The organism is Bradyrhizobium jicamae (genome assembly GCF_018130215.1).
GTDB lineage: Bacteria > Pseudomonadota > Alphaproteobacteria > Rhizobiales > Xanthobacteraceae > Bradyrhizobium > Bradyrhizobium jicamae_A.
This window is the reverse complement of the sequence record NZ_JAFCKQ010000041.1, coordinates 35891-58391: the sequence shown is the minus strand read 5'-3', so window position 1 is coordinate 58391 and position 22501 is coordinate 35891. Positions and strand designations below refer to the sequence as shown.

Here is a 22501-nt window from a genome sequence, read left to right as displayed (position 1 = left end):
TCGATCAGGCCCGATTGATCTGCACGATCCCATACGGATTGAACTTGAAATCGTCGGGCTCATAGGACGACGCATGGGACAGCCGCGCCTTGCGATCGAACAGAACGGCCTGCAGCCCGCCCTGGGCGAGCTCATCCCCGACCGTATCCATCAGGGCAGCGACCTCGCGCTCGGTGCCGTAATCCTTGGCAACATGGACTTCGGGCAAACCGACGAGATGATAGCCGACGGTCTCGATATAGACGTTACCCGCCAACCGCCGCCTCGTCCTTCGCGGACCAGGCATTCGGCGCGACGCGGTCCCATGAGACGGAAAACGAGCCGGTCATGCGCGAGTCCGGTTCGTCCTGCGAATAGGTGGTGTCGACACTAAACCCGGTGGCGAACTTTCCGATTGCGCGCGAAGCGGCTTCCGACAGCCGCGACAACGTTCCTTCGCCGCCGAGGAAGCAGAGCACATGACGCGGCCTCACCGTTGGTCCGGCTGCATGAGCCCCGTGGCCCTCTGCCAGCATTGGCAAGACTCCCATCGCGGTCAACAACGCTCTGCCGGATACGATCATTGACGATTTCGCGGCCAGGATGAATGACCGACCCGTTCGCTTGTTGGTCGGCGGCCGACGCGGCCGGGTTCACACACGCGTGATGGCAGGTTGCCGCAGCGATGTCGGAGACCGTGATGGAAACATGGTCCAGCATCGCTGCTCCGCCGCTACAAGGCCTGCTTCAGCCGCGCGAGCGCCTCGACGATCTTGCCCTTGCGCTCCAACGCCGCTTCGCGCTTTTCCTTTTCTTCCTCGACGAGTTCTTCCGGCGCGTTGGCGACGAACTTCTCGTTGGAGAGCTTGGCATCGACCCGCTTGATGTCGGCGTCGGCCTTGCCGAGTTCCTTCTCCAGCCGCGCGCGTTCGGCGGCGAGATCGATCACGCCCTTCAGGGGCAGCGCGACCACCTCGCCGCGGACGAGCAGCTGCATCGCCCCTTCCGGCGGGCGATCTGCAAACGAGACGTCAGAGAGTCGAGCCAGCCGCTTGATGGTGTCGTTCCAGCGTTGCGCCCGATCCTTCGTCTCGCTGGAGGCGCCCGAGATCACCAGCGGCGTCAGCGTCGACGGCGGAATGTTCATCTCCGCCTTGACCGAGCGCATCGAAGTGACGAGGTCGACCACCCAGCCGATCTCGGCCTCCGCCGCCGGATCGCTGAAATCGTCTTCGTCAGGTGCGACGATGACGGGCGGAAGGATTTCGCCATTCGGTCCGGCCATCGCCATCGATGCCAGCTGCTCGCCGGTCAGGGTCGCCGGCTTGCGGGGCCACCGTGCGAGCACCAGCAGGCCTTCGCGCCTTGCGGTGACCGCCCATAGCTCCTCCGAAATGAAGGGCATGAACGGATGCAGCAACTTGAGGATCTCGTCGCGCGTCCAGGCGACCATGGCGCGAGTTTCGGCCTTGGCTGCACCCTCCTCGCCCATCAGCACCGGTTTTGCCAGTTCGAGATACCAGTCGCAGAACACGTTCCAGACGAAGCGGTAGATCGCGCCGGCCCCATCGTTGAAACGATGGCTCTCGATCGCCTCCGTCACCTCGCGGGTGACGCGAGAGGTCTCGTGCGCGATCCAGCGGTTCAGCGTCTGCTTCGCGCCCTTGGGGTCGAAATCGTCAGGCTTGACGCATTCGTTCATCTCGGCGAAGCGGCAGGCGTTCCAGAACTTGGTCGCGAAGTTGCGGTTGGTCTCGACCAGATGCGGCGACAGGCGGATGTCGTGCCCCTGCGCGGCCTCGCGGGTCAGCGCAAAGCGCAGCGCGTCGGCGCCGTATTCGTCGATCACGCCGAGCGGGTCGATGACGTTGCCCTTCGACTTCGACATCTTTGCGCCCTTCTCGTCGCGGACGAGGCGGTGGATGTAGACGGTCGAGAACGGCGCCTGCTTCATGAAGTGCAGGCCCATCATCATCATTCGGGCGACCCAGAAGAAGATGATGTCGAAGCCCGTGACCAGCGTGTTGGTCGGGTAATAGCGCGCAACCTCCGGCGTGTCGTCCGGCCAGCCCAGCGTCGAGAACGGCCACAGTGCCGACGAAAACCAGGTGTCGAGCACGTCCTCGTCGCGCGTGATGAAGCCCTCGCGCTTCGACGAGTCCACGGCCATCTCATGGCCCTGCTCCGGCGTGATGATCTCCTGCTCGACGTAATAGCCGAGCGCGTGGCCGACCGCCTCTTCCTCGGTCTCGGCGACGAACACCTTGCCGTCGGGCCCGTACCAGGCGGGAATCTGATGGCCCCACCACAGCTGGCGCGAGATGCACCAGGGCTGGATGTTCTCCATCCATTCGAAATAGGTCTTTTCCCAGTTCTTCGGCACGAATGTGGTTTCGCCCGAACGCACCGCCGCCATCGCCGGCTGCGCCATCGTCTTGGCATCGACGTACCACTGGTCGGTCAGATAGGGCTCGATCACGACACCGGAGCGGTCGCCGTGCGGCACCATGTGGGTGTTCGGTTCGATCCTCTCGAGGAAGCCGAACTCCTCCAGCCGTGCGACGATCTTCCTGCGCGCGGCGAAGCGCTCGATCTGATGAAATTCCTCGGCGAACTGCGAGGCGCCTTCAGGCAGCCCGCGCAGATAATCCTCGTTGTCGACCAGGTTGAGGGAGCCCTCCTGGTCGAGCACGCTGATCTGCGGCAGGCCGTGGCGCTTGCCGATCTCAAAGTCGTTGAAGTCATGCGCGGGCGTCACCTTGACGGCGCCCGAGCCCTTCTCGGGATCGGAATAGTCGTCGGCGACGATCGGAATCTTGCGTCCGACCAGCGGCAGGATGACGTGCTTGCCGACCAGGTCGGTATAGCGCTCGTCATCCGGGTGCACGGCGACGGCGGTGTCGCCGAGCATGGTCTCGGGGCGCGTTGTCGCGACCACGATGAAGGACTTTGGATCATCAGGACTGAACGTCCGGCCCTCGATCGGGTAACGCAGGTACCACAGGCTGCCCTTGACCTCGACCTGCTGCACCTCGAGATCGGAGATCGCGGTGAGCAGCTTCGGGTCCCAATTGACCAGCCGCTTGTCCTTGTAGATCAGCCCGTCGCGGTGCAGTTCGACGAACACCTTGACGACGGCGCGCGACAGCCCCTCGTCCATGGTGAAACGCTCGCGCGACCAGTCGCAGGAAGCGCCGAGGCGCTTCAACTGGTTGACGATGGTGCCGCCGCTCTCGGCCTTCCATTGCCAGACCCGCTCGAGGAACTTGGCACGGCCCATGTCTCGCCGACCCGGCTCCTGCCGTTCCATCAACTGCCGCTCGACCACCATCTGGGTCGCGATCCCGGCGTGGTCCGTGCCGGGCTGCCAGAGCACGTCCCGGCCGCGCATCCGCTCGAACCGGCACAGTATGTCCTGCAGCGTGTTGTTGAGGGCGTGACCCATATGCAGCGACCCCGTCACGTTCGGCGGCGGGATTACGATGGTGAAGGGCGTGGCGTCCTTGCGCTCGGGCCGTCCGGCCTTGAACGCACCGCTCTCCTCCCAGATGCGGGACATCCGGCTCTCGATATCGGCAGGCTGGTAGTTTTTCTCGATCATGACAATACGATTTGGACCATGGAAACGGCTAGAAAGCCGCCCGGAGCCACCGAGTCAACCGGACCGGTGCGCGGAAACGGCGTTTAGCCTCTTTGGAAGGCTGAATGAGGGCCGTTCCGGCCCTGCGGCCAAGGACCTATCGTCCGCGCGAGACCCGCTCGATCTCGGCCTTCACGATGCGCTCGACCAGCCCCGGCAGGTTGTCGTCCAGCCAGTTCTTCAGCATCGGCCGGAGCATCTCCTTGACCAGATCCTCCAGTGTGCGCGCATTGTTGCTGAGCACGGTGTTGGCCAGAGAGTTGAAGGCGGATTCGACCGCCCGCATCGTCGTCCCCGAGATGATCGGCGGAACGGGCGCGGTCTCGATCGGCGGCGGCTCGTAGGCCGGCTGGCGGTTCAACCCTTTTGTGGCGGCCGATTCCGTGAACTCGACATCGTCCTGCGGCTCGACCTTGCGGAACGAAGGTGCGGCAGCCGGTGCTGCTTCCGGGTCCGGCAAGGCCATCTCATCGGTGAGTTCGAACACGTCGCCGTCCGGCTGTGGCGGCCTGATTTCGGAAGCTGGCGTTGCCTCGTCGAGGCTGGCGAGAAGGGAATCGATGTCGTCCTGGCTGTTGCTTGCGGCTGGAGCCGGCGACGGAGGTGATGGCGCCTTCGGCGCGGGTGCGGCAGCCGTCGCGGCGGGCGCCGACGGAGGGTTCGCGGCCTTGACAGGCGCCGGCGGTGGATCTGCCGGCGGCGCAGCCGCGGCGGCCGGCTTTTCGGCGGCGGCCGGCTTGGCCTCATCATCGGCGATGATGCGACGGATCGACGCCAGAATCTCCTCCATCGAGGGCTCTTGGACCTTCGCAGGTTGCGTCATCGCCGACTCCACATCGAAACCATTTTACACCAAGCCCGAAAGGATTCGCCGGTTCCGATGATGCGGGCGGAGAATTTCATCTCTCGCGCCCGACTTGTCCCCAGATCAAGCCCACCCAGTGCTTCGCGCGGGCGCGTGTCGCCCGAGACACTCGACATCAACAGCTGACATCAAGACACCCGGCATCGCGTCGAGCCGCGCCTCGTCGCGAATCGCTTTGCTGCCCGACAAAACGGTATGTCAGGCCAATTATCGATTGCAAGCAAACGGGCCCGTCTGAGGTTCTGATTGAACTCAGAACCTTAGACTAGGCCCGGCAAGCGACGTTGATGTGGCGGTTAGCGGCCGTCAGGCGTGCGCACGCCGGCCCAGCTGTCACGAACCTGCTGGTAGTGCACGCTCGGATCGTAGACGTTGGTCTTCAGGCCGAGCACCTGCGGCGCGAGCCGGCCGATCGCGTTGAGAACGTTATAGGAGGCGACGACGCGGTCGTGCTGCGCGGTCACCAGCGCATTGCGGGCATTGACCAGCGCCTGCTGTGCGTTCAGCACGTCGAGCGTGGTGCGCTGACCGGCCTTGGCTTCCTCGCGCACGCCGTTGAGCGCGATTTCTGACGCCGTCACCTGCGACTGCGCAGACGCCACCTGGGCCTTGCCGGCAACCAGCTGGCCCCATGCAGTGACCGTGTTGGCGCGGGCCTGATCGCGGGTCTGCTCCAGCACCAGACGTTGCTGCGCGAGCGATTCCTTCGATTGCCGGATCAGCGAGTACTCGCCGCCGCCCTGATAGATCGGCACCGACACCTGAACCTGCGCCGAGGTAGTGAAGGCACGGTACACCGTCAACTGCTGATCGACCGCCTGGGTCGCCGACAGCGCCAACCCGACGGTCGGGAGCAGCGCGCCCTCGGCAACCTTCTGCTGCAGGAAATTGATGTCGACGCCGAACATCGCGGCCGTCACGTTCGGGTTCTGGGTCAGGCTGAGTTCCACGGCCGCGGGGAGCGTCGACGGCAGGAAACGATCGACCGGCGAGCCCGGTGCAAGATTTTGCGGCTCGTTGCCGATGATGCGTCGGAAGTTCGACCGCGTCGTCGTCAGGTTCGATTCGGCCTGGAGCTGCTGGGTCTTGCCGGCAGCGAGCTGGGCCTCGGATTGCGCGACGTCGGTCCGCGTCACCTCGCCGACATTGAAGCGATCCTGGGTCTGCTTCAGCGTCTGCTCGAGCACGCGGGTGTTGCTGCGCTGGACTTCGACGATTGCGGAGTCGCGCAGATAGTCCATGTAGATCGTGGCCGCGTTCAAGATCACGGTCTGCTCAAGCACGCGCAATCCCTCGCGGGCCGACGACACCTGGCTTTCCGCCGCGCGCACCTTGGGCGCGTTCTGCGCGTTGAACAATGACTGGTTCACCGTCACGCCAACGCTGCGCGGCGCTTGACTGCCGCTGATCGGGGTGCCGTCCACACTCAACTTGTCGTCGGAGTATTGATACCCGCCACTTGCGGTTAGCGCCGCCCTCGGACGATAGCCCGAGAGGGCCTGCGGGACGTTTTCGTCGGTTGCTCGCACCTGCGCGCGCTGTGCGTTGAGCTGGGGATTGTTCTGGTAGGCACGCACCAGCGCGGCCTCAATCGTATCGGCCAAAGCCGCGGTCGGGCCCATCTCGGCCGTCAGAAGGACCGCAATCGCAGCCGCGGTGATTACCTTCACCCCATGCATCCCCAGTATTCCATTCATTTGTAGTCGCCGGCCCCGGATATGGGCCAAGCGTCGCTTCAGACGAAGTGAGTCCCGCCTCACCTTAGTCTGCAGCTGGGGGCAACGGAACCACCCCGCAATGGAACACGATGGAAACTCTTCACGTGGGGCAAACGGGCCACACTTCTGATTCAGAATGGGATTTTATCAGCCCTTGGTAGCGGGTCAGAACACGAACGCGGGTAGCCGCTCGAGCCCGGGCAGGACGGGAGCCGTCGCATCGAACAGTTCCCGGTGCCCGAAATCGTCGTGGGAATGGGCCACGAGGCTGGCACGCGGCGGCTGCTCCAGGGCGAAGACCCCGACCAGCCGACCGCCGTCCTTGAGCTGGCCATAGAGCCCGGTCGGGACGACCTCGGTGGCGCCATTGAGGACGATGACGTCAAACGGCGCCCCCGCCGCGTCGCCGTCGGCCGCGGCTGCGGTGGTGACTGACACGTTCTGGATGCCGAGCGCGGCCAGCGCCGCGGTCGCCCTGGCCGCCAGCGACGAATCGCTTTCCGTCGCATTCACCTGCCCCACGAAGCGCGCCAGCACGGCGGCGGCATATCCGGTCGCACAGCCGACAACCAGCACGCGATCGGTGCTCTTGATCTCGGCCGCCTGCAGCATCTTGGCGAGCAGCGCCGGCTTGATCAGGCAGCGCCTGGCTGCTCCGCCCTCGGCAACGTCAAGATCAAGATCCAGATAGGCCAACGCCTGCTTGCCGTCCGGCACGAAGGCCTCGCGCGGCACCATCAACATGGCATCGAGGATGCGCTCATCAGTGACGTCGCTCGGACGCACTTGACCATCGACCATGAACTGGCGCGCGGTCGAAAAACCGGACATTGGCGGGACCCTGCAAGTCGCGCGGCGTTGCCGCTGTAGGAGCTAGAACCGGGCCATCTTTTGGAGCAAGCTCCGCCAAAACGCAACACGCCGTTGGCGCGCGCGAGCGCACCGCAAGCCCACCGTGTCAGGCCAGCCTATTCGATGGTGACCGCGAGCCGGCCGATCAACCGGGCGACCTCATCCAGATGCTCGGAATCGGGCTCCTCAAGGGCTTTTGCCAGCCGGCGCACGCACTCGTCGTCGCTGATCTCGGGGCCATCTCTCGGAACGAGGGTCGGCTGGCGCAACGACAGGTCGATCAGGTTCACGGACATTCGGAATCACCTTGCAAAACCCGGCAAGGCGTAACGTCGAAAGCGATTAAGTCGATTTGGCGACTAATTTTCCCTCCCGGCCGCAGGCCACGGGGTTGTGATCCAGGGATAAGGACATGTCGCTGGGGCCAGAACTGGCTCCCCGGGCTGGATTCGAACCAGCGACCATTCGATTAACAGTCGAATGCTCTACCGCTGAGCTACCGAGGAATAGGCGAACATCTGTTCGCGCGCGGGGCAGCGTATAACAAAGCCTTCCGGCCTTGCAAAGAACCAAATGGTGCTCTCGCGCAACTTTAACAGGGACCGGAAAGCTGCTGCGGCGCAATGGCTTACCGGATCTGAAGGGGCAGTCCGGGGACCCGCCTGCTCTGCCGCGCCTGCCGTGGGCTCCCCGAGAAGCAAACGCGCGGGCGATTCCGAAATTCGCCTGGCGGCTGGATCTTGGCGCAATCTCACGGACGCGTGGCGATCGCGACGATGAACAGCACAGCCGCCGTCGAGGCGATCGTCCGCACGTGATTCCAGAATGTCCATTCGGTCAGGTAACGCGCACAGACCGGCGTCGCTGCGCCGGTCGCGGTATCGGCCGCGGCGAGCTGGTCGTTGAGCTGCACGTTGAACCCGACCGTGACGACGAACATGCCGGCAACATAGAGGGCGCCCCCGCAAATCACCGCGATCGCGCCCCGCTCCTGCCAGCAGGCAGGCGAGCGTCGTGCCGAGGAAGAGAGGCATGAACAACGAGCGAGCGATGCGCTGGCGCGGTTCAAGGCGATACTGCCGCACGACCTTTCAGAAGTGACCTGGCGGCGCTCCAGCGTCACTGCTCAAACACCGCTGCGCAGGCCGCGCTCAGGCTCGCCCGGTTGCGGCGGAGGCAGGCGGTGATGGCGCGAACGTTGGGGATCTCGCCGGCGCACAGTCGATAGACATCCGGCGTGCACGCCTTGCGCTGCTCCGGCGTGCCGGGCTCGGCCTGGGCAGCACTTGCGAGCGATGCGAGCAGAAGGCCAATCAGCAATGCACAATGGGCGCGACGCTTGATCGCCGATGTCGGGGCGAAGCTTGCCTTCATGATCACGTCTCCCTAAAATCACTGCGACGCCCGCCGGTCGCGGGCATCGCCGGGACTACGCGAACAGATTTTCTAAGAATGTGATTTCTCTCACACCAGGGTCCGGGCGACCGGACCTAAGTTCCAGGGCGGGGTTCACCAGCAATTCATTAACTGAACTGGATGCGGGCGTTCTTTAGCTAAAATTCGAACGATCGGCTCAATCCAGGCACAAGACAGTTTTGCGATCATGGCGCTCTCGAACCCCCGGAGAGCGCGATGAGCGAAGTCGAATTTGATTTGTTATTGGACGCCGTGCGAACGGCCGTCGCGCCCGTTTCCGAGGAGGTTTTTTTGGCCCCGTCGCAATCGCAGCCCCAGCCTCGCATCCAGCCGCAGCCGCGCGCTGCAAACGACAACCAGGCGCCCTGGCCGCTGATCCCGTTTCCCGAGGGCTGGTACGCCGCAAGCTGACTAGACAAGAAACCAAAGCGGGATCGCGTTACGCTTTGAAGCAGCTTCTCATCTATCGATTGCAAGCCATTGATGAGATGAGTGCAGGCCACGACCGGAATCGAACCGGTACACGGTTTTGCAGGTCGGAATCATTGGGCCTTGGATTGGCTTGCGACGCAGCCTTGGCAGATCACGAGGTCTCGCCGCTGCGCCGCCTGATCGTCGAATGCGTTTTTGCGTTGGCGTCCGGCCAGTCGTTTTGCGCCGCTATCGGCGGAATCCGAATCCGGCACCGCGCTCAAACCGTCGTCGGCGGCCACGGGTCGGGTCGGAGCACCACAACCATTGCCTGACAGGCAGCACCCGCTCGCTTCATGTCGGCTGTCCGGTCTCCCACGACCTGGAAGGCCCCGAAACGCTGACGACGAATTGACGCCGTGAGAAGGAACTCTCTTAAACTATTGAATTTGTTGGAGGCCACGACCGGAATTGAACCGGTGTACACGGTTTTGCAGACCGTTGCGTCACCACTCCGCCACGTGGCCCCGTGAGGCGCACTCATATACGGCCTCTTCCGGATAGGCAACCAAGCCGGACGGTTAGCGGCGGCGTCGACGGAAGTCCCGCTTCTTCGGTTTCGGCGCCAATTCGGGCATGTCTGCCTGCACTTCGCGAAATCTGGCCAGCATCCGCTCGAAACTGCCGATTAGCGTTTCGGCAATATCCGGCCGCTTCTCCAGTCGCGCCAGCAGCAGCGCCGCGGCCTCGATGGTCGAAAGGCCGTCGCGCCGCGGTTCCCGGCGCAGCTTGCCGTATCGCGAGGGCCGCTTCGGCCCGAGAATCACCCGCTGGCATTTCAGCATCCAGGCATTGCGCCACCACAGCGCCTTGGCCTGGCTCCAGGTGCCATCCAGCAGCACGATGCCCTCGATATCGGCGAGAATGCCGCGTTGGTGCGGCTCCAGCTCGCCCTTTCGGTTGATCGCGACGATCTCGGCATCGGTATCGAGGTCGTCGACCTTGGCCGAACCGAGATAGAGCACCGCCCAACGTGACGGGTCGGCCACAGGCCGGCCGAGCGCCTTGGCGAGGCTTGGCCACGACAGCCCGATCCGAACCACGGCGTCCTTGAAATGCCGCGCCGTCAGCCGCGCCGTACCCAGCGCCCTGTCCTGCTCCTGCGGATGCTGCAGGATCAAAAGCTGGATACGGCTTTCGATCGGCGTGACGCTGTCGCAGATGCAGAGCGGCAGCGGCTTGCCGCAATGCGGGCAGTCCGCTGCATCAGCGGCCGCATCCCTGGTCTCGGCTTCGGTCTGATCAGACATCCGTCCGCTATACGCTCAGGATCGCGCAATTCAACCTATTCCGCCGGGGCGTGCGCGGCCGACGGTGCGGAACGCCGGCGCAGACGGTCGATCAACAGATAGATCACCGGCGTCGTGTACAGTGTGAGGATCTGCGAGACGAAAAGGCCGCCAATGATGGTGATGCCGAGCGGCCGGCGCAGCTCGGTACCCGGCCCCGTGGCGATCACCAGCGGGATGCCGGCGAACAGCGCCGCCATCGTCGTCATCAGGATCGGGCGAAAGCGGGCCCGGCAGGCCTCGAAGATCGCATCGCGCGACGACAGGCCCTGATGGCGTTCGGCGTCCAGCGCAAAGTCGACCATCATGATGCCGTTCTTCTTGACGATGCCGATCAACAGGATGATGCCGACGAATGCGATCACCGTCAGCGGCGTGTTGGTGACCTGCAGCGCCAGCAATGCGCCGAGGCCGGCCGACGGCAAGGTCGAGATGATCGTGATCGGATGCGCGAGGCTCTCATAGAGCACGCCGAGCACGATATACATCGCGATCAGCGCGCCGAGAATCAGCAGAGGCTGGCGGCCGGTGGTCTTGTTGAAGTCGCCGGCATTGCCGTCGAAGCTGCCGCGAATGCCCTCCGGCATATGCAGCTCGCCGACGGCCCGCTGGATGTTCGTGGTCGCGACTTCCAGCGGCACATCGGGCAAGAGGTTGAACGATACGGTGGTCGAAGGGAACGCTTGCGAATGGAACACCGCGAGCGGCGCCAATCCACGCTGATAGTGTACCAGCACCGACAGCGGTACCTGTACGTCATTGGCACCGGCGACATAGATCCGCTCCAGGTTCGACGGATCGTCCTGGAATTTGGGATCGATCTCGAGCACCACCATGTATTGGTTGCGCTGGGTGTAGATGATCGAGATCTGCCGCTGCGAGAAGGCGTTGTTGAGCGCGTTGTCGATGTCCGGCACGCGGACGCCGAGACTTGAGGCGGTCCTGCGGTCGATCACGAGATTGAGCTGCAGGCCGCCCGGGTCGCGATCGGCGGAAATGTCGGTGATGCCCTCCACCGTCTCCATGCGCTTGGCCACGATCGGCGCCCATTTCTGCAACAGATCGAGATCGGTCGAGGAAAGCGTGTACTGGTAGTTGGAATCGCTCTGCCGGCCGCCGGCGCGGATATCCTGTGCCGCGAACATGAACAGGCGAATGCCCGGCACCATGAAAAGGTTGCGTCGCAGCCGGTCGATCACCTGCTCGGTCGCCAGGCCGTCCCTTTGCTCCGGCGGCTTGAGGCTGATGAACATGGAGCCGCGGTTCGCGGTGCTGCCGCCGACCGACGAGCCGATGCCGGCGACGGCCGGATCCGCCATCACGATATCGGCGAGCTGCTGCTGCAGGCCGAGCATCGCCTGGAATGAAATATCGGGGGAAGCGCGGGTCGAGCCGATCACGAAGCCGCTGTCATCGGTCGGGAAATAAGCCTTCGGCGTCTTGATGTAGAGCGTCACAGTCAAGGCGATGGTGGCGAAGAACACCACCATCGTCAGCCAGGGATAGCCGAGCACTGCCCGCAGCGTCCAGGCATAGAACGCGACGACCCGCGACAGCGCACCCTCGATGGCGCGATCGTACCAGGTGGCGTGGTGCGAGGTCGCTTCCTTGATGTAGTGGGCGCAGATCATCGGGGTGACCGTGAGCGACACCACGGTGGAAACCGCGATCGCGAAGGTGAGGGTCAGCGAGAACTCGCGGAGCAGCCGGCCGACAACTCCGTCCATGAAGATCAGCGGCACGAACGCCGCGACCAGCGACACCGAGATCGACAACACCGTGAAACCGATCTGCCTGGCGCCTTCGAGCGCTGCCGGATACGGCGCCATGCCCTGCTCGAGATTGCGGTACATGTTCTCGATCATCACGATGGCGTCGTCGACCACGAAGCCGACGGAAATCGCCAGCGCCATCAGCGAGAGATTGTCGATCGAAAAGCCGGCGAGCCACATGCCGGCGCAGGTGCCGGCCAGCGCCAGCGGCACCGAGACGCCGGCGGCGATCGTCGGCACCACACGGCGCAGGAACACGAACACGACGGCCATCACCAGCACGACGGTCGCCAGCAGCGTGAGCTGCATGTCGAGGACGCTGGCGCGGATCGTGCCGGTGCGGTCGACCAGGGTCGAGATATCGACCCCCGCCGGAATCCACTGCTTCAGCTCGGGAAGCAGCGCGCGGACCCGATCGACCGTGTCGATGACGTTGGCATCGCCCTGCTTGGTGATCTGGATCAGCACTGCGGGCTGCTTGTTGAACCAGGCGATGGAGCGGGCGTTGCGGACGGAATCCTCGACCTCGGCGACGTCGGACAGGCGCACGAAATTGCCGTTCGAGCTCTTGATCAGGATGTCGCGGAACTCGGCTGCGGTGCGCATCTGCTTGTTGATCGAGAGGGTTTCGCTCTGCCGGTCGCCATTGAAGATGCCGACCGGACCGAGCGGATTGGCGTTGATAACAGCGGTTCGGACGTCGTCGGTCGCGATCCCGGCATTGGCCAGCGCCACCGGGTTGAGCGCGATGCGCACCGCCGGCTGGTCGGCGCCGCTGACTGTGACCTCGCCCACCCCCGGCACCTGCGAGATGCGCTGCGCCAGCACGGTGTCGGCAACGTCGTACATCGCGCTGGTCGAGATCGTCCTGGAGGTCAGCGCCAGCACGAAGACGGGCGCGGCCGCCGGATTGGCCTTGCGAAATTTCGGCAGCGACGGCAGGTCGCTCGGCAGGTCGGCGAGCGAGGCGTTGATCGCGGCCTGCACGTCGCGCGCGGCACGGTCGACGTCGCGTCCGATCGAGAACTGGACCTGGATCGAGGTCGAGCCGAGCGAGCTTGTCGACGTGATCTGGTCGATGCCGGCGATCGCGCCGAGCTTGCGCTCGAGCGGTGCCGCCACGGTCGCGGCCATGATCGACGGATCGGCGCCGGGCCGGCTCGCCGACACCCGGATCATCGGGAAGTCGACATTGGGAACCGAGGAGACCGGCAGGAATTCGTAGGCGACGATCCCGATCAGGAACAGCCCGATCGCAAGCAGCGTTGTGCCCACCGGCCTGCGGATGAACGGCACCGAGATCGAGATCATTGCATCCCCTCGGTCGCGCCGGCGACCGGCGGCCCCTGCGGCCCGGGCTCCGGCACCGCCGTCTCGATCCGCCGGTTCAGCCGGTCGAGCGCGAGATAGATCACCGGCGTGGTGTAGAGCGTCAGCAACTGGCTGAGCAGAAGGCCGCCGATGATGGAGATGCCGAGCGGAAAGCGCAGCTCGGCGCCGGTGCCGCTTTCGATCGCGAGCGGCAGCGCGCCGAACAGCGCCGCCAGCGTCGTCATCATGATCGGACGGAAGCGCAGCAGGCAGGCCTGCACGATCGCGTCATCGGACGACATGCCCTGATGCCGCTCGGCCTCCAGCGCGAAGTCGATCATCATGATCGCGTTCTTCTTGACGATGCCCATCAGCAGGATGATGCCGATCAGGCCGATCACCGAGAGATCCTGCCCGCACAGCATCAGGGCGAGGATGGCGCCGACGCCGGCCGAGGGCAGCGTCGAGAGGATGGTGATCGGGTGGATGTAGCTCTCGTAGAGCACGCCCAACACGATGTAGATGGTGATGATCGCGGCCAGGATCAGCCAGGGCTGTCCGGCCAGTGACCTGGCGAATTCCGCGGCGTCGCCGGAATAGATGCCGACGATGCTGCCCGGCATCTCGATGCGGGTCTCGATCGCCTTGACGGCTTCGACTGCGTCGCCGAGCGCCTCCCCCGGCGCGAGGTTGAAGCTGAGCGAGACCGAGGGGAATTGCGCCTGATGCGAGATCGCGAGCGGCGTCGTCGTCCGCACCAGCGTCGCCACTGCCGACAGCGGCACCTGCGCGCCGTTGGCGCCGGGCAGATAGAGCTTGTCGAGGATCGATGGATCGCGCTGGTACATCGGCAGAGCCTCGAGCACCACGCGGTACTGGTTGGCCTGGCCGTAGATCGTCGATATCTGCCGCTGCGCGAAGGCATCGTTCAGTGTATCGGTGACGCCCTGCAGATTGACGCCGAGTTGGCCGGCGCGCTGGCGGTTGATATTGAGATCGGCACGCAAGCCGCCCTCCTGCGCCTCCGACGAGACGTCGCGGAAGATGGGGTCGCGGCGCATTTCGGCAACGAGCCTTCGTGCCCATCGCGACACGTCGGCCGCGTCGGTCCCGGTCAGCGTATACTGGTATTGCGAGCGGCTCGACTCGGTCGAGATCTGCACGTCCTGCACCGGCTGGAAGTAGACCGTCATGCCGGGGATCGACGCCACCTTCTCCTTCAGCCGCGCGACCACCGTCGCCATGTCGCCGCGCCGCCGGTCGCGCGGCTTGAGCGTCATCACCAGGCGGCCGACATTGGTGGTCGGATTGACCGAGCCCGCGCCGATCACCGAGACGACGCCGGCCACGTCGGGATCGGCCTTGATCAGGCCCGAAGCCGCGGCCTGCCGCCGCTGCATCTCGGCAAACGAGACGTCGGGACCGGCCTCGGTCACCGCTGTTATCGACGAGGTGTCCTGCAGCGGCAGAAAGCCCTTCGGCGCGATCACATACATGACAAGCGTCAGCGCAAGGGTTGCGAACGTCACCGCCAGCGTGGCGCGCTGACGCCGCAGGACCCACAGCAGCGTGCGGTGGTAGAACGTCACCATGTGGTCGATGAGACGGCTGACGGCCGCGAGACCCGGGACCGCGATCTCCTCGTGGATGTTCCTGAGCAACCGCGAGCACATCATCGGCGTCAGGGTCAGCGAAACCACCGCCGAGGTCACGACGGCGATCGTCAGCGTCAGCGCGAACTCGCGGAACATGCGGCCGACCAGGCCGGACATGAACAACAGCGGGATGAACACGGCGATCAGCGACAGCGTCAACGAGATCACGGTGAAGCCGATTTCGCTGGCGCCCTTCAGTGACGCCTCCATCACCGTTTCGCCCTCCTCCATGTGGCGGACGATGTTCTCGATCATGACGATGGCGTCGTCGACCACGAAGCCGGTGCCGATGGTCAGTGCCATCAGCGACAGATTGTCGAGGCTGAAGCCGGCGAAATACATGATCCCGAAGCTCGTGATCAGCGACAGCGGCAGCGCGACGCCCGCGATCAGGGTGGCACGCAGCGAGCGCAGGAACAGCAGCACCACCAGCGTCACCAGCACCACGCTCAGCAGCAGCGTGAACTGCACGTCATGGACCGATGCGCGGATCGTCACCGTGCGGTCGGCGACCACGGTGAGCCTGACGCCGGCCGGGACCGCCCGCTGCAGCCGCGGAATCTCGGCGCGGATCTGGCGGACCACGTCGATCACATTGGCGCCCGGCTGGCGCTGGATGTCGATGATGACGGCCGGCGTTCCGTTGTACCAGCCGCCGGTGCGGTCGTTCTCGAGCCCGTCGACGATCTGGGCGACATCGCCGATCGTCACCGGCGATCCGTTTCGATAGGCGATGATAACGGGCTTGTAGGCGTCGGCCGCGGCGATCTGGTCGTTGGCGGCGATCGTGTAGGACTGCTGGGCGCCGTCGAGCGAGCCTTTCGGCCCCGAGACGTTGGCGCCCGCGATCGCGCTGCGCAGGTCCTCCATCGCGATGCCGTATGCGGCTAGCCGGGCGAGGTCGGCCTGCACCCGCACCGCGGGCTTCAGCCCGCCGAGGATCGAGACCCGGCCGACGCCGGAAATCTGGCTCAACCGCTGGCCGAGGATGGTGTCGGCGAGATCGCTCATCGCCCGCAGCGAGATCGTGTCCGAGGTCAGCGCCAGCGTCATGACCGGCGCGTCCGCCGGGTTCACCTTGGCGTAGACAGGCGGATACGGCAGCGTCTTCGGCAAAATGCCGGCCGCGGCATTGATCGCGGCCTGGACATCCTGGGTGGCGCCGTCGATGTCGCGGTTGAGATCGAACTGCAACGAGATCTGGCTGATGCCGAACGAGCTCGTCGAGTTCATCGATGACAGCGACGGGATCTGGCCAAGCTGGCGCTCCAGCGGCGCCGTGATGAGCGAGGCGATCACGTCGGGGCTTGCGCCGGGGAGTTGTGTCGTCACCTCTACGGTCGGGAAGTCGACCTGCGGCAGCGCCGAGACCGGCAACGCCCAGTAACCGAGCGCGCCGCCGATCAGAAGCGCGATCCCGAGCAGAGAGGTCGCGATCGGCCGGCGGATGAACGGTTCAGAGACGCCCATGGCTCAAGTGCCCGTTGCGAAATCAGACATCAGGTCGACGGTTCAGTCATGGCGGCGACTTCGCCGTGCCATCAGACTGTTCACTCACTGCCGGCGGCGCGGGCGCCGGTCCGGTCTGCCCCTTTTGATCCCCATCGCCACGCTCACGTCGGCCGCGATGCTCGCCGGTCTTGCCCTGCCACTCCCGCTTGCCTTCCCCATCCTTCCTGCCTTCGCGGCTCTGCCCCTCACCTTGGCCGCCGCGTCGGCCATCCGGATTGCGGCTGCGCTTGCGCGGCGCCAGGTCGGCGGTCGGCGCCTGCCCGTCCTTGCCGACGACAACCTTGGAGCCGTCGGCCAGATTGGCGAAGCCCGTGGTCACGACCCGGTCCGATGTGGTCAGACCGCTCGCGATGACGGCGTCATGCTCGTTCTGCTGGGTTACGGTCACCGGCTTGGCAGTGACGACGTCGTCCTCGCCGATCACGTAGCTGAATGTGCCGGCAGGCCCGCGCTGCACCGCTGATGTCGGCACCACGATCACCTGCGACAGGGTTTCGACCTTGAGGCGCACGTTGACGAATTGGCCTGGCCACAGCTGATAGTTCGCGTTGGGCAATTCGGCCTTCAGCTTCAGCGTGCCGGTGGTCGGGTCGACCTGGTTGTCGATTCCGGTCAGCTTGCCGGTGTCCACCACGGTGATGCCGTCATTGCCGAACACGTCGACCGCCAGCGTGCCCTTGGCGGCTGCCGCATTCACTCGCACGATCTGCTGCTGCGGCAGGCTGAACCACACCGCAATCGGCTGCAACTGCGTCAACAGGGCGAGCCCGGTCGTATCGGAGGCGTGGATGATGTTGCCCTGGTCAACCTGGCGGAGGCCGGTACGCCCTGAGATAGGTGCGACGATCCTGGTGTAGCCGAGCGTTGCCGCTGCATTGTCGATCGCGGCCTGATCGGCCCTTACCAGCGCCTCCTGCTGCGCCACGACGGCTTTCTGCGTATCGGCCTGCTGCTTCGATCCGGCATTGCTGGCGGCGAGTTGCTGGTAGCGTGCGAGATCGAGCTTCTGGTTGGCAAGCAGCGCCTCATCCTGCGCCTTTTTGGCGACGGCCTGGTCGTATTGCGCCTGATAGATCACGGGATCGATCTCGCCGAGCACGTCGCCCTTCTGGACGTCCTGGCCCTCGACGAAATGCACCGCGATCAACTTGCCGTCGACCTGCGAGCGCACGGTGACCGTGTTCAGCGCCTTCACGGAGCCGACGCCGTCGAGATAGACCGGCACGTCCTGCAGGCGCGGCGTCGCCGCGAGTACCGGCACCGCAAGGTCCGGTCGCAGCCCCGCACGTCGGCCGCCGGCGCCTTGCTTCTGCTGGAACGCGTACCAGCCCGCATAGCCGAGACCGCCGAGGATCACGAGGGTGATCGCGAGCGACACCATGCGCTTGAGCAGGCGTGCAACCAGGCCGGGCTTGCGCGGTACCGCACGCTGCTCATCGTCCTTTGTATCGGGCTTAAAGAGCATTGACCGGCTTCTCCATCCTCGGCTCCCAGCCGCCCCCCAGCGCCTGATACAGGCTGATGATTGCGAGCAGCCGGGCCAGTTGGGCCTGCGACAGCGCGTCCTCCGCCTGGAATAATGTCAGTTGCGTGTTCAGCACCGTGACAATGTCGGCCGTCCCGGCCCTGAGTTGTTGCTCGGCCAGTTGAAAGGCCCGCCGCGAGGTCGCGACGACCTGCTGCTGCAGGCGCAGCTTGTCTGACGTGTCGCGGATCGCCACCAGCGCGTTGTCGACATCAGTGAATGCCGAGACCACCGTCTTGCGGTAGGTCTGGAGCATCTGGTCCTGCAGGGCCTTGTTGTATTCGAAATTGCCCAGGATGGCGCCGCCATCGAAGATCGGCTGATTGATGCTGGCGACCATATTGAAGAACGTCGCATGTGGCTGGAACAGCGATGTCAGCGCCGAGCTCTGGTAGCCTCCTGAACCGGTCAGCGAAATACTCGGGAAGAACTGCGCGCGCGCGCTGCCGACATTGGCCGTCGCCGAGGCGAGCTGGGCTTCCTGTCGCCGGATGTCCGGACGCTGCGCCAGCAATTCCGACGGCAGGCCCGGTGTCACGCGCGGGATCGCGATGCGGTTCAGCGAGCCTCCGTCGATCTTCACGCTTTCCGGCGGACGCGAGACCAGCAGCGCGAGCGCGTTGATGCTCTGGTCCAGCGTCTGCCGCAAAGGCGGCACGGCGGCGCGCTGATTGGCCAGCACGCTTTCCTGCTGCGCAACGTCGAGGTCGGTGCCAGTACCGGCCTTGAAGCGTTCCTTGATCGCATCGAGGATCCGCGTCGCGCTGGCGATATTGCTCTGGGCGGTGCGGATCCGGTCCTGTGAGGCCAACACCTGGAAATATGCGGTTGCCACCGCGGTCAGGGTCGTCAGCGCGACCACGTCGCGGTTGAACCGGTTCGCCACCGAGGTTTCCTCGGCCGCCTGCGCGGCGTCGCGATACTGGCCCCAGAAATCCAGGATGTAGCTGGCGGCCATTGTCGTCGAATAATTGACCACCTCGCGTCCGCCGGTGGACAGGCCATTCAGGCTGGAGCCCGAAACCCGGGAATAGCTTTCCTGCGCCAGGTTGCCTGGACCGGCCATGGTCAGCGTGGGCAACAGCGCGGCACCTGCGATCCGGGCCTGCGCATCGGCCTGGCGGAACTGCGCCACCGCGACTGCGATGTCGAGGTTGACCTTTTGGGCTTCCTCCATGAGCTGCGTCAGTTCGGGTGACTGAAAGCCCCGCCACCAGTCGAGCGTGGGTGGCGCATCGCCTTGCCGGCCGAACCCGGCAGCCTTGTAGCCCTTGTAATCCCTTGGCACGTCGAGCGCCGGATCGGGAATATCCTGGGTGAGGATGCAGCCGGCAGAGCTTGCGATAAGCCCGAACGCGACGAGCGCTCGTCCGGCCAGTCGCCGCCAACGCGCGGCGGGGCCCGATCGGCCTGCAGGCACCGTCACGGGAGCTGGCCCGGTCACACCTGCGCTCCGCCAAGCACGCACCTCACCCATGGCGCACGAATGACGCGGTCAGCGATGATCCGAGGGACGTTCACGGGTGATGCTTTCAAAGGAACCGGACCGGCATCCTAGCCCTGCGACGATGGTGCGGACAGCCCTGTCCCAAGCCCGCAACGTCGCACCGGAGCTGATTCCCAGACGACCGGAATCTCGACATTTGCCTGTTTTTACTGTGTTCCCGCGCGGTTCGGATCGCCGCGCCACCGGCACGATTCTTACAAAGATTTCATGGGGATTTCCCGCCCCTGTTGCAGCAAATCCGCAGCTTGCGCCTGCACGGCGTCTGTGGCGGTCATGATCCATGTGCCCCGGCGCGTCGTTACCAGTTGAGGCCGTCGATCGGGCGACCCAACCGCAGGCTCGAAATGACTTATCTGTTCGCCTATCTGTCGACGCTCGTGATCTTCCTGATCTGCGACATGGCCTGGCTTGGCACCATGGCAAGTCGGTTGTACCGCCCGACGCTTGGCGACATCCTGCTCACGGACGTCAACCTGTCTCCGGCGGTTGCCTTCTATCTGGTCTATCCAGCCGGGCTCGTCATCTTCGCGGTGCTTCCGGGACTGAAGTCGGAAAGCCTTGCGCAAGCTGCGCTCAGCGGTGCGCTGTTCGGCTTCTTCAGCTATCTGACCTATGACCTGACAAACCAGGCCACGTTGCGGAACTGGACATCGCAACTAAGCTTGTTCGACGTCACATGGGGAACGCTGCTCGGCGCGATCTCTGCAGTAGCCGCCTGCTGGGTCACGGCCAGGCTAACGGCCTGAGGAAGGCTTCGGGAGCGGGAAGAACGCGCGGGTGCGCGTCTGCAACTCGCGGAATTGTTCGCCACGCGATCGCAGCATGTGCTGCTCCAGCGGCGGAATCCCTGATACATGGACCAGAGCCCAGTACATGGTGGCGGGCGCGAGCAGCGTGAACCACCCGGCGGGATAGCCCGCATCGATCGCGATCAGCGGATAGGCCAGCCAGCACAGCCACTCGAAGAAATAGTTGGGATGGCGCGACAACCGCCAGAAACCTGCTTCGCAGATCCGCCCGCGGTTGGCGGGGTCGGCGCGGAATCCGCGGAGCTGCCAGTCAGATAGCGCTTCGCCGATCAGCCCGATCACCAGCAGCGCGGCACCGAGCCCATCGGCAAGTCCGATATTGGGGCGCGGGCTATGCGCGGCGAGCGCGACCGACATCGCGAGGATCAGCGCGACAGCCGACTGCGCCTGCACTTGCAGAAACATCCGCTTGTCGGCGGTGTCACCCCATTGATCAATCAGGTCGCGGTAGCGCGGATCGTCCCCATGCTGCCGGGTGCGTGACAACAAGTGCCCGCCAAGCCGCAATGACCAGATCACGACGAGCATAGCGACCACGATCTGGCGCGGCGTCGGCATCGCGTCTGGCGTCCATGGCACGAGGCTCGCGACTGCTGCGACCGCGCCCGTGCCGAATGTCCAGCAGACGTCGATCCATCCGGTCTGTCCGGTCCGCCGCTGAATCGCCCAGGCGGCCGTCATGCCAGCTGCGAGCGCGAATGCCATGATCGCAAGTTGGGTCACCAATTGCAGCAGGCTCATGACGCGTCTCCCGCGCAACGCCGCGCGTTACATGCGGATCAACGGTTGCAGCAGACGGCCGATCAAGCCGCTGAGCTTCAGATCACCCTGCATCGCGACCAGGCAGACGCAGTCATCAGTCGAATCGATGATCACGTCGTGATCCACCGATCCGTCGCCAAAGTCGAAATCGCCAGGTCCGAAATGCCCACCGGCATGGGTGAAGCTGCCCGACAGCACGCAGGTCATCTCGAAGCCGCTGTGGGTGTGCTCGATCATCTTCGTTCCCGGACTGGACCTCAGGAGAAACACCCGTGTCGGGCTGGGCTGCGGCAGCCGGATCGGCCGCAAATGCACCTTCGGCGCGATCCATCTCCAGGAGCTGTCAGGATAACCGTAGAGAAACGGCGGCAGTCCTCCGACATCACCAAATCCGCGCCGAGGCAGCTCGGGCAACGGCCGGTTGGCGGCAATCGGTTCGCCCAGCCTGCGTTCCAGCGCTTCGAACGATCCGGGCAACATCTCGCTCCGCGGCATATCGGCCAGTACCGCGCCGCCGACATGCTCCATCGCGTGCACCACGGTGCGGCACCGTGGGCAGCCGACCAGATGCGTCGCGACCGCGATGTGCTGACCGAGGTCGAGCGTGCCGCCCGCGAACGCCGTCAGCAGCTCATCCGAGGGGTGGTGATGAACCGTCATGAGAAATCGTCCAGCAGGTTGCGCAGCCGGGCCATGGCCAGCCGCAGGCGTGACTTGACCGTCCCGAGCGGAATGTCGAGCGTCTTGGCGATTTCCGCATGGGCCCTCTCCTGAAAGAAGGACAGCTCGATCACGCGCAGCTGGTCGTCGGGTAAGGCGGAGATCGCATTCCGCACCCGGGCCTCGACCTGCGAGGCCTCGATACCGGAGTCGGGTTGCGGACCTTCGTCGAGACGAAACTCCAGCTCGGCTCCGCCCGTATCATCACTCGGGGTTCGTTTCTGACGACGGAGCGCGTCGATGCGCAGGTTGCGCGCAATGGTGAATATCCAGGCCGCGGCACCAACGCTCCGCGGATCGAACAGCTCCGCCTTCGACCACACGGCTAGCAGAGTATCCTGCGCGAGTTCGTCAGCGCCCTGCTCGCTCGCGCCGGACCGTTGCATGAAAGTCTTGATGCGGGGGGCAAAATACCGGAACAGCTCCGCAAAGGCCTCGCGATCCCCATCGACCGCGATCGCTTCGATCAGCCGCGCCCATCTGGCGCCGTCCGGCGCCGCCTCGCCGCTGATCTTGCTCACCATACCTTGTGGGCGCTCCAGGTCGCTAACACCGCTGGGACGTGAGTACCGGATCGCGCCCGGCCTGACCAGAGCGTCGCGGCGAAGGGTATGTCGCGCGGTGACGTGCATACTCCCGAAACGTCCGGCCACAGCTCATGGATCACCGCCGGTGATCCAATGGCCGGGGCCGATCGT

The 22501-nt window shown here is 64.8% G+C and carries 20 protein-coding genes and 2 tRNA genes; 2 read left to right on the top strand and 20 right to left on the bottom strand.

What is annotated here, in order from left to right; translation table 11 throughout:
* Positions 1-4: 4 nt before the first annotated feature.
* The 10 genes from JQ586_RS40720 to JQ586_RS31050 form a co-directional block, all read right to left on the bottom strand.
* Complete coding sequence (locus JQ586_RS40720; protein WP_249148407.1) at positions 5-256, bottom strand: hypothetical protein; 252 nt, start codon at positions 254-256, stop codon at positions 5-7.
* Complete coding sequence (locus JQ586_RS40715) at positions 246-515, bottom strand: hypothetical protein (protein ID WP_249148406.1); 270 nt, start codon at positions 513-515, stop codon at positions 246-248. The genes JQ586_RS40720 and JQ586_RS40715 overlap by 11 nt, the downstream gene beginning before the upstream one ends.
* Before the next feature lie 197 nt (positions 516-712).
* On the bottom strand, positions 713-3580 hold the full coding sequence (locus tag JQ586_RS31085) for a valine--tRNA ligase (RefSeq protein ID WP_212398446.1): 2868 nt from the start codon (positions 3578-3580) through the stop codon (positions 713-715).
* 136 nt (positions 3581-3716) lie between these two features.
* A complete protein-coding gene (locus JQ586_RS31080; protein WP_212398445.1) occupies positions 3717-4442 on the bottom strand; it encodes a PopZ family protein in 726 nt (241 codons plus the stop codon).
* A gap of 338 nt (positions 4443-4780) precedes the next feature.
* Positions 4781-6163, bottom strand: a complete 1383-nt coding sequence (locus JQ586_RS31075; protein WP_212398458.1) for a TolC family outer membrane protein — start codon at positions 6161-6163, stop codon at positions 4781-4783.
* 204 nt (positions 6164-6367) lie between these two features.
* Complete coding sequence (locus JQ586_RS31070) at positions 6368-7033, bottom strand: protein-L-isoaspartate O-methyltransferase (RefSeq protein ID WP_212398444.1); 666 nt, start codon at positions 7031-7033, stop codon at positions 6368-6370.
* Between the two features lie 137 nt (positions 7034-7170).
* Positions 7171-7350, bottom strand: coding sequence for a hypothetical protein (locus tag JQ586_RS31065; RefSeq protein WP_212398443.1), 180 nt, complete (start codon positions 7348-7350; stop codon positions 7171-7173).
* 135 nt (positions 7351-7485) lie between these two features.
* Positions 7486-7560, bottom strand: a tRNA-Asn gene (locus JQ586_RS31060).
* A gap of 245 nt (positions 7561-7805) precedes the next feature.
* Positions 7806-8177 (bottom strand): anthrone oxygenase family protein, encoded by a 372-nt coding sequence (locus JQ586_RS31055; protein ID WP_312017039.1) that lies wholly within the window; start codon positions 8175-8177, stop codon positions 7806-7808.
* Entirely contained in the window at positions 8174-8428 is a 255-nt protein-coding gene (locus tag JQ586_RS31050) for a hypothetical protein (RefSeq protein WP_212398442.1), read from the bottom strand. Before JQ586_RS31050 ends, JQ586_RS31055 begins: the two co-directional genes overlap by 4 nt.
* Positions 8429-8686: 258 nt before the next feature.
* On the opposite strand from JQ586_RS31050, the gene JQ586_RS31045 reads away from it, so the two are divergent.
* Positions 8687-8881 carry a hypothetical protein gene (locus JQ586_RS31045; protein ID WP_212398441.1) on the top strand — a complete coding sequence of 65 codons (195 nt, stop codon included), beginning with the start codon at positions 8687-8689 and terminating at the stop codon, positions 8879-8881.
* 131 nt (positions 8882-9012) lie between these two features.
* Here the strand turns inward: JQ586_RS31045 and JQ586_RS31040 are convergent, their stop codons facing one another.
* From JQ586_RS31040 to JQ586_RS31010, 7 genes are all read right to left on the bottom strand, one after another.
* On the bottom strand, positions 9013-9183 hold the full coding sequence (locus JQ586_RS31040) for a hypothetical protein (RefSeq protein WP_212398440.1): 171 nt from the start codon (positions 9181-9183) through the stop codon (positions 9013-9015).
* A 151-nt stretch (positions 9184-9334) separates the two neighbouring features.
* Positions 9335-9408: transfer RNA gene (locus JQ586_RS31035), tRNA-Cys, on the bottom strand.
* A gap of 54 nt (positions 9409-9462) precedes the next feature.
* Entirely contained in the window at positions 9463-10191 is a 729-nt protein-coding gene (locus tag JQ586_RS31030; RefSeq protein WP_212398439.1) for a tRNA-uridine aminocarboxypropyltransferase, read from the bottom strand.
* Between the two features lie 35 nt (positions 10192-10226).
* Positions 10227-13313 carry an efflux RND transporter permease subunit gene (locus tag JQ586_RS31025; protein ID WP_212398438.1) on the bottom strand — a complete coding sequence of 1029 codons (3087 nt, stop codon included), beginning with the start codon at positions 13311-13313 and terminating at the stop codon, positions 10227-10229.
* A complete protein-coding gene (locus JQ586_RS31020; RefSeq protein WP_212398437.1) occupies positions 13310-16438 on the bottom strand; it encodes an efflux RND transporter permease subunit in 3129 nt (1042 codons plus the stop codon). The genes JQ586_RS31025 and JQ586_RS31020 overlap by 4 nt, the downstream gene beginning before the upstream one ends.
* A 46-nt stretch (positions 16439-16484) precedes the next feature.
* Positions 16485-17945, bottom strand: coding sequence for an efflux RND transporter periplasmic adaptor subunit (locus JQ586_RS31015; protein ID WP_212398436.1), 1461 nt, complete (start codon positions 17943-17945; stop codon positions 16485-16487).
* Positions 17935-19482, bottom strand: a complete 1548-nt coding sequence (locus JQ586_RS31010; RefSeq protein WP_212398435.1) for an efflux transporter outer membrane subunit — start codon at positions 19480-19482, stop codon at positions 17935-17937. Before JQ586_RS31010 ends, JQ586_RS31015 begins: the two co-directional genes overlap by 11 nt.
* Before the next feature lie 374 nt (positions 19483-19856).
* Here JQ586_RS31010 and JQ586_RS31005 point away from each other — a divergent pair, with 374 nt between their 5' ends.
* Positions 19857-20258, top strand: a complete 402-nt coding sequence (locus tag JQ586_RS31005) for a DUF2177 family protein (RefSeq protein ID WP_212398434.1) — start codon at positions 19857-19859, stop codon at positions 20256-20258.
* Here the strand turns inward: JQ586_RS31005 and JQ586_RS31000 are convergent.
* Genes JQ586_RS31000 through JQ586_RS30990 form a run of 3 tightly spaced genes read right to left on the bottom strand, consistent with a single transcriptional unit; the run spans position 20247 to position 22327 of the window.
* On the bottom strand, positions 20247-21062 hold the full coding sequence (locus tag JQ586_RS31000; protein WP_212398433.1) for a DUF1295 domain-containing protein: 816 nt from the start codon (positions 21060-21062) through the stop codon (positions 20247-20249). The genes JQ586_RS31005 and JQ586_RS31000 overlap by 12 nt on opposite strands.
* A 27-nt stretch (positions 21063-21089) precedes the next feature.
* Positions 21090-21743, bottom strand: coding sequence for a ChrR family anti-sigma-E factor (locus tag JQ586_RS30995; RefSeq protein WP_212398432.1), 654 nt, complete (start codon positions 21741-21743; stop codon positions 21090-21092).
* On the bottom strand, positions 21740-22327 hold the full coding sequence (locus tag JQ586_RS30990; protein ID WP_212398431.1) for a sigma-70 family RNA polymerase sigma factor: 588 nt from the start codon (positions 22325-22327) through the stop codon (positions 21740-21742). Before JQ586_RS30990 ends, JQ586_RS30995 begins: the two co-directional genes overlap by 4 nt.
* Between the last annotated feature and the right edge of the window lie 174 nt (positions 22328-22501).